Source organism: Bradyrhizobium pachyrhizi (genome assembly GCF_001189245.1).
Taxonomy (GTDB): domain Bacteria; phylum Pseudomonadota; class Alphaproteobacteria; order Rhizobiales; family Xanthobacteraceae; genus Bradyrhizobium; species Bradyrhizobium pachyrhizi.
In genome coordinates, this window is the sequence record NZ_LFIQ01000031.1 from 1 (window position 1) to 924 (window position 924).

The following is a 924-nucleotide window of genomic DNA, read 5'->3' on the forward strand; positions in this document are numbered from 1 at the left end:
CGAACAGGCCACCGGGGGCCCGGCGGTTGTTGGTGACGATGGAGGCCTTCACGCCGAACTCGTAGGGCGCGGCGGCCTTGCCCTTGCCGATGCACTCCACCTCCGGGGCATGGAAGGAATAGAGCTTCCAGCTACGCTGGCGCTGCTGCTGCGAGCGGATCTGGCTGGCTCGGCCAAGCGGGAGTGCGAACGTCTCCTCTGCTGGCTGGCCCTCGATCTTGCGACGGATGTCGCGGATGATCCGGCCCAGCCGGCTGCGCAGGATACGCAACTGCCGCTGATGCCGCCTGAACTGTTTGGCATGAGCGTAGCGACCCGCCATCATCGCGGCTGCCTTGGCCACGCGAGCATAGGATTGCCGCAGCCTGACGCCGTGCTGTCTCGCCAGGCGGTTGAGCCCCCTGATGGCCGCATGCAAGAGCTTGGCATCGGTCGGAAAGCTGATGGCCTTCGGTTGCACCGTGGTGTCGACCGTGACCCGCTTGAGGTCCTGGCTGCGCAACGCGCCGGCCTCGTGCGCCACCCGCAGGCTCTCAGCCAGCAAAAGCTCCAGCTTGTCGCCGAGCCGCTTGCGCCAATGGCTCAGGTCCGAACGCTCGTGCGGGAAAGCGTGTTGGAAGAACTCTTCGCCGGTGAAGAACTGGAAATACGGGTCGTGGACCCAGCGCTCGCACACTCCCTCATCGGACAGTCCGTAAATGTGCTTGAGCAGCAAAAGCCCGATCATGAAGCGGGTCTCGATCCCGGGCCGGCCGTTCTCGCTGTAGAGCGGAGCGATCTCGCCGTCGATCCAGTCCAGTCGACCTTGCCGGCGAGCAGAACCAGTTCGTGCTTCATGTTGATGATCTGGTCCAGCTGCGCCCGGAACAGATCATTTGATTCCGTCGTCTTGTGCTTCTTCGGTCGCATCGTCCTCTCCGATGC

Annotated in this window: 1 pseudogene; it reads right to left on the reverse strand. The window is 64.0% G+C overall.

Annotated features, from left to right (window positions below):
• Window positions 1-909, reverse strand: a pseudogene (locus AKL29_RS03905) (IS5 family transposase); the annotation flags it as partial.
• Between the last annotated feature and the right edge of the window lie 15 nt (window positions 910-924).